Source organism: Shewanella sp. 11B5 (assembly GCF_002836795.1).
Classification (GTDB): domain Bacteria; phylum Pseudomonadota; class Gammaproteobacteria; order Enterobacterales; family Shewanellaceae; genus Shewanella; species Shewanella frigidimarina.
Genome location: NZ_PJAP01000331.1, coordinates 1 through 6,698, shown reverse-complemented (window position 1 = coordinate 6,698; position 6,698 = coordinate 1). Strand labels below are relative to the sequence as shown.

The 6,698-nt window shown below is 42.6% G+C and carries 5 protein-coding genes; 2 read left to right on the top strand and 3 right to left on the bottom strand.

Annotated elements, in window-relative coordinates; translation table 11 throughout:
- On the top strand, positions 1–715 hold a 715-nt coding region (locus CXF78_RS06935), incomplete at its 5' end, for a class II aldolase/adducin family protein (RefSeq protein ID WP_102036358.1).
- 136 nt (positions 716–851) lie between these two features.
- The gene (locus CXF78_RS06930; protein ID WP_102036357.1) at positions 852–1,745 is read left to right on the top strand and encodes a bile acid:sodium symporter family protein; all 894 of its coding nucleotides are present in this window, start codon (positions 852–854) and stop codon (positions 1,743–1,745) included.
- 205 nt (positions 1,746–1,950) lie between these two features.
- On the opposite strand, the gene CXF78_RS06925 is transcribed toward CXF78_RS06930, so the two are convergent.
- From CXF78_RS06925 to CXF78_RS06915, 3 genes are all read right to left on the bottom strand, one after another.
- Complete coding sequence (locus tag CXF78_RS06925) at positions 1,951–3,072, bottom strand: sensor domain-containing diguanylate cyclase (protein ID WP_180957078.1); 1,122 nt, start codon at positions 3,070–3,072, stop codon at positions 1,951–1,953.
- A 540-nt stretch (positions 3,073–3,612) separates the two neighbouring features.
- The gene (locus CXF78_RS06920; protein ID WP_162022418.1) at positions 3,613–3,984 is read right to left on the bottom strand and encodes a DP-EP family protein; all 372 of its coding nucleotides are present in this window, start codon (positions 3,982–3,984) and stop codon (positions 3,613–3,615) included.
- Between the two features lie 23 nt (positions 3,985–4,007).
- Positions 4,008–6,698 (bottom strand): tetratricopeptide repeat protein (locus tag CXF78_RS06915; RefSeq protein WP_102036355.1); only part of this gene is annotated, 2,691 nt, incomplete at its 5' end.

The following is a 6,698-nucleotide window of genomic DNA, read 5'->3' as shown; positions in this document are numbered from 1 at the left end:
GCAGCAACAACAATATGAAAAACAGCGTCTAGCGGCGGCATTTAGAGTATTTGCCCATTATCGATTCGACGAAGGATTAGCGGGGCACATTACCTTGCGTGATTGTATTGATCCTGAGTCATTTTGGGTTAATCCATTAGCGGTGCATTTTTCTAAAATTAAAGCATCAGATTTAGTGCGAGTTGATCATAAAGGCAATATTTTGGAGGGCAAGCACCCAATCAATAATGCCGCATTTGCGATTCATTCGCGTATTCACCATGCGCGCCCAGATGTCAACGCAGTGGCCCATGCCCATACTACTTATGGTCGTGCATTTTCATCACTAGGTGAGTTACTTAAACCTATCTCTCAAGATGCCTGTATGTTTTATGAAAACCACAGCGTGTTTGACACTTTTACCGGCGTGGTCGCCGATTTATCTGAAGGCGATATGATTGCAGAGGCACTACAAGGTCATGCTGCGGTGATATTGCAAAATCATGGTTTGCTTACCGTAGGCAAGTCTGTTGATGCGGCAACGGCTAATTTTGTCATGTTAGACAGTTGCTGCCATAGCCAGTTATTGGCACAGGCGGCGGGTGAACTTAAATTGATTGGCCATGACATTGCGACTAAAACTCGCCAAATTAATGGCTCAGATTTAGTGACATGGGGTAATTTTCAACCTTTGTATCAGGTCATGTTGGCGCAAGATAACAGCTTTTTAGATTAAGCCTGTTAACGATGCCAAAGGGCGGTTTGATTTTGATAAAACCGTATTCATGCAGCTATATTTCGCAAGAACGTATTCTGTACTGATGCTTATGATACTCGCTAAGTCTGCTTAGCGAGCAAGGATGCAATTCCCTATGACAGGTTCGATTATTACCGAAATACTGCTGCCATTGTCGCTCGCCTTCATTATGTTTGGCATGGGCTTAAGTTTAACTCAATTTGATTTTTTACGTTTATGGCAAACTCCAATGCCGATTATTGGCGGCTTTATTGGCCAAATTATCGTGTTGCCCTTGTTGGCTTTTACTCTTTGTTTGTTGATGGACTTATCGCCAGCGATGTCGATAGGGTTAATGATTTTGGCTGCCTGCCCCGGTGGCACAACCTCAAATGTTGTAAGTCATCTTGCTAAGGCTAATTTGGCTTTGTCGGTGAGTTTGACTGCACTGAGTAGCATTGTGTGCGTTTTTACCGCGCCGTTTATCATCCAATTTGCGGTTAGCTATTTTAGTGATAGCCATGATATTGAAGTGTCGTTAAGTAGCATTTCATTAGGTTTATTGGTGATTACCTTGCTACCGATTATGTTTGGCATGATTGTGCGGCGTTATTATCGCGATTGGGCTGTGAAGGTGGAGGTGTATTTTAGGCGCTTTGCATTAGTGTTTTTATTGTTGATGATTACTGGGGTGGTGATTCAAGAACGTGACATTATCAGCGATGCTTTTAACGAGGTGTTTATTGCGTGCATGTTGTTAAATTTGCTTGCCATGATGGTGGGCGTAATTACTGCCAAACTATTCAAATTAAGCCATAAAGATAGTCTAACGTTGGCCATTGAAATAGGTTTACAAAACTCCACTATGGCAATGCTTATTTGCATCAGTTTACTGCATATGCCCAGTTATGCTGCGGTAGCTGGAGTATACAGTTTAACCATGTATTTGGGCGCAGGGTTATTGGTTCTTTATGCCAGTTACAGCAATTCCAATCGTAATTCTGTCATTCAACCTACTGACTCACATTAGCCTCGTGCTAGTTCTAACTTAACACTAACATCTACATTAACGATTATTGCTGCTGGTCTTCACTTCGGTGTAGGCCTTGCCAGTACCTAAATGCTCGGTGAACTTTAACACTGCAACCGAGTATCACTTTATTTAACTAACCAATCTAAACCGCGTTATAGCCACTCATTAAACCTGTTATTAAGCGGTTTTCTCACATTCGTTCTTAGCTACTCATATTGATGCGGTTACGGCCAGTTGATTTGGCACGGTAAAGTGCTGTGTCTGCTGCGCAAACCAGTGCGGTTGGCGTGCGGTATTGGCCACTGCGTTCACAGGCAATGCCCTGGCTGACACTGATTTTGGTTTGTGCAGGTAACCCTATATCGGTAAAGCTTAACTGGTTAATACGACGTTGAATATTTTTGGCTATGTATTCTGCTGTTAACGGGTTACTGTTGGGCAAAATGACCACAAACTCTTCACCACCATAACGGGCAGCCATCGCATTGTTAGACGGGAGCACCTCTGCCAGTACTTGAGCAATTTTTTGCAAACATTTATCACCGTTAACATGACCATACTGGTCATTAAACATTTTAAAATAATCGACATCGATAATGATTAAACACAGCGGTTGGTCGTGGTTAATACTGTCGTTCCAGTTGGTTTGCAGGGCATCATCAAAAGCGTGACGGTTGGCAAGGCCGGTTAATTTGTCTGTATGGGCTAAGTGGCGCAGTTTGTTGTACTCGGCTTTATGCGTAGTGAGATTATGCATGATGCCTATAAATAACGGCTCAGATCCTATCTGCATCGACGGTAAACATGACAATGATAAGTCTGCTTCGAGTAACGTGCTGTCGGCGCGATTAATAATAATTTCTTTAGGACCATGATTAAACTGAGTCACTTTATTGGCTTCATCGCTGGCGCTATTCCACAAGGAAAATAAAGATTGATACTCATCTTTAAAAGGGCTTTGTAGATAATCGGTCCAAGTTTGACCTATTAACATTTCGGCTGGGGCACCGAATAATTTAGCGCCTAACGGATTGATCATCTCAATCACACCGGCAGAGTTAATCACAAAAATCGCTTCTGAAATCGCCGTGATCACATTGAGCAAGGTGCTAATTTGTAGGTTATCTGCTACTGCCATTTTGCCATTATGACTTGCTGAAGTGGCATCAAAAGCGACATCCGTAAATGATGAGTCGGATAGGATTTCATCATCAAGACGCAATGGTATTTTTATTGAACGGGGAAATTTAGCAAATGAGTCTGTTAATTTAGTCACACGAGAAATCGTGGCATTGAGTTCTGTTAATTTATCATTGGTAAACATGGTGCATTCCCTTAAGCGTTTGGTATTGGTAACCCCTTGTTGATGTCAAACACTTTATTAGGAATAAGGCTTATTTACCTTTCGGTAACCTTCTGCTTTTAAATTGTTGATTTTAAACTGTTTAAAGTTGCTATTTATTGTGTGAATTTGTTGTGATTGAGTTGACTCTATTGCATGTACCTTGGATGCAAGCTGATTTTGTTGCTGGTTTTTAGGATTTGTCTCACTAAAATCGATAGTGTTCTTAGCTTAAATAGCCTTTTTTGCGGCTATATTTGATTGCATCTTTGACAGATAGTAAGCCGTTACAGGGAGGTAGCGAGACCGCTATTTGACAGGCGTTTGTTCATCGGTCTATTGAGAAATGATTGGTTTTTGAGTTCGGTTAACGGGTAAAAGGTAACTCCAACCTCGGGTTATGCTACTGGATAACACAAGTCGTTTTAGCAATGGTTATGTTATTGATTAATGTTGCTCTGTGGTTCAGCATAAAAGCTCAGGGCAAGCCTGAGCTTTCGTCATATTCAACTCATCGAATATTTAGTCTGGGTGATTAACAACTTCAGGATCTGGGCTGAGTACCAATAAGGTATTGCTGGTGTTCGACAACACAAACTGAAAACTGGTATTGCCTGCTACTTCATCTAAATCGGTTAAGTGTATCAAGCTGCCATTGTTGCAGATGCTTACGGCATCAATAATGCCGTCAAATGGGGTAATAAAAGCCGCGCCAACAAATCTAAGTCCTTTGCCCGTTTGATCAATAAGTTGGTACGTGATGGTACAGTTTTTAGTAATAATAACATCACCGCTTTTAGGGGTGCCATCGTGATTGGTATAACTGAAAAACGGCTCGCCGTTTTCTAGGGTGACGGTGAGATTAAAAAATGTTGTATCTTGAGTTGTTGACATTATATTTTCCATTTTTTGTTGGTTTAGGGTTTAGGGGTAAATCTATAATTGGTTATTGCCGATTTATCTAACAGTTGTAACAAGTCAGGATACTTATTCAATTCGCCTAAGCAGTCGAGTGCTTTAGCATAGGGAATCGTATACTTAGGGTCGCTGTTGTTATCTATAATCAGTGCCAGTTGGTTTTTAGTCTGTTTACACTGAACATTAACTTGCTGTGATGGTTCTATAGATTTCATCAAAATGGCTGTAAGAATGGTACTTTCAGCTAAATCGGCAGTGTAAGCCGTATTTTGGTGAAACTCGGTGATTAATTGATTAAACGAGGTTATTGCCTGACGCGCAAAAAGTAGGCTTTTTTGTAACTGTCCTTGTGATGCTAAATAATTTGCAGCTGCCAGCTGATATTTAGCCCATAACTCGTTCTTTTTACTAGAAGTTGTTAAAGTCGCATCGGTTTCAAGCATAGCCGCCAAAGAGTTAATACTCTGACCCATAGTGTTTTCAATAGGTATCGAACTATATGTCAACATATCAAAGTAAGCATAATATTGTTGGATTTTCAAAATATCATTTTGAGGGTCTTGTTTAAAGGCCTTGGTAATAGTAGCTAAACGGAGTTCGGCAGTTGAAAATACTTCCTGATGTTTGCCTTGATAGTTTAATAATTTAGCCAGCAGACCATAACTACTCGATAATCGTTCAAGTAAATAAGGCTGCTTTTCTAAAACTTGATTGGCCAACTGCTGTTGAATTTGTTGGTGTATTTGTATCGCAGCGGTAATGTCGCCTTGGGCGGTGGCTGCACTGGCAATCCATGATTGTGCATTGGCCACATCAGCAATCATTTTGCTATTACTTGGGTCTTGAACTAGTGCTTTTTGTTTTAACTGTAATGATTGCTCAAATGCCTCTCGTGCAGCAGCAAAGTTTTGCTGCTTCATATGTATCGAGCCAAGAGAGTTTTGCGCGTACGACAACTCCATTAACGCATCGTCATCGTCTGGCGCGTATTGATACATGGCTTGGCTGTATGTTAAATATTGTTCAAACCAAGGTTGAGTGGCAAGCCAATCACTTTTATCGTACTCAAGCAGACCGATCCAATAGGCATTAGCGCCTAAGGTTTTAAGTAAACTAAGGTTTTGAGGTTGTATTTCGAGTAACGGCTGCATGCGCTCACGGGCGGCGATTAAGGCGCTGCGGGCTTCGTCGGTATTGCCGCGAGAATAGGCCACTTCGCCCATGGCCTCTAAGGTTTGGCTGTGTTGAAACTGGGCTTCAAAGCTTAAATAGCTGGCATCGTCGGCAGAAAAATCGCTGAAATATTCCAATGCTTTATTGCTGATACCATCGAGCAAGTCCATGCGGCCAATACCGCGCATTTTGTCGGCGAATTCACCCACCATAAAACCGAGTAAGTTTTCTGCCGCTAGGCGTTTTTGTTGTGCCTGGGTTTCGGCCTCAATGCTGCGAACACTCATGGCGACAGAAATCAATGTCAGTGTCACAAGGGCTAGCATGACTGCACGGCGGCGCCAGCGTCCGATGTTGGCTTGTTTGCTAGACGCTTGAATGAGTGCGAGCTCTTGAGGCTCCAGGTTAAACAATTGGTTATTGAGCAATGTGCTTGCTTCTGCCAATGGTTTACCTTCTGCCAGCAAATAAGCACTACTTTTTGACTCCGCCAGCCAGCGGTTAGATTGATGCTGTAAACGGCTTTTAATTGCTAAACTGTCCTTGTGTTCGGTTATCCATTGGGTCGCGCGGGGCCAGCGCCTTAATAGCGCTTCGTGGGCAATACTAAAGCAGGCTTGATCTTGTTGCAGATGGGAAACAAACAAACGGTTATCGACCATGGCTTTGACGAGGTTTATTTCGGCATCACTACTGAGATCGCTCCAGCGTGCGGTACTGCTGGTGATTGATTTTTCATCTTCGGTTAGGGTGACTAACATCGACAGTATTTTAGGCAGTGCGGCGCGTTCGGTGTTGTTTAATTGGTTGAGCACTTCTTCAGCATTTTTACCGATGGCGCCTTCAATCCCCCCAAGCGAATGGTATACCGACACCAATAATTGATTGTTGTCATCTTTGTTTAAATACAGTGATTGCAAGGTGTATTGCAACATGGGCAGTGCATCGGGGTTTGAGGCGGCTTCACTGCAAAGTATTTCGTCCAACGGCATTGCCGTATCGGGATCGAGTGTCCATGTGAGGTTAGCTGCATTGGCCGGCAAGCGGATCATTTGCATCAGCTCTGCTCGGGTTGGCGCCGATAAATCGAAATGTGAGCCATTGGCTTTGCCTGCCATTAAGCTTGGGTGGCTAACGACCTGAGGGTAAAAGTCATTGCGGCAAGCACTGATAATTAATACTACTCCTGAAACCGCAAGCGTTTCGAGGATATCTAATACATTGTTACGTTCGGATTCGGTAAATAATGGCGACGCTAATAAGATTTCTAAACGGTCGATAAACAATGAAAAATGAGGCCGACTGTATTTGGGGGCATTGTCATCATTGATTGATGAGTATTTGGCTAAAGCTAGCTGACAATATTCAATAACGGCGTTGATGTCGTTTTGCAGTTTGTTTGCCAACATATCGGCACTGCAGTCGGTAAACACCGCTTGGTCATTGATTTCCCAGTCGAGCATCGCACTGGCGATATCGATAATTAACCTGCCTTTAGTGACATCGGCTAAATCTAG

Bases quoted from the DNA above. Each gene is read 5' to 3' on its own strand.
- CXF78_RS06930 (WP_102036357.1), top strand. From the start codon at position 852: ATGACAGGTTCGATTATTACCGAAATACTGCTGCCATTGTCGCTCGCC.
- CXF78_RS06925 (WP_180957078.1), bottom strand. From the start codon at position 3,072: ATGTTTACCAATGATAAATTAACAGAACTCAATGCCACGATTTCTCGT.
- CXF78_RS06920 (WP_162022418.1), bottom strand. From the start codon at position 3,984: ATGTCAACAACTCAAGATACAACATTTTTTAATCTCACCGTCACCCTA.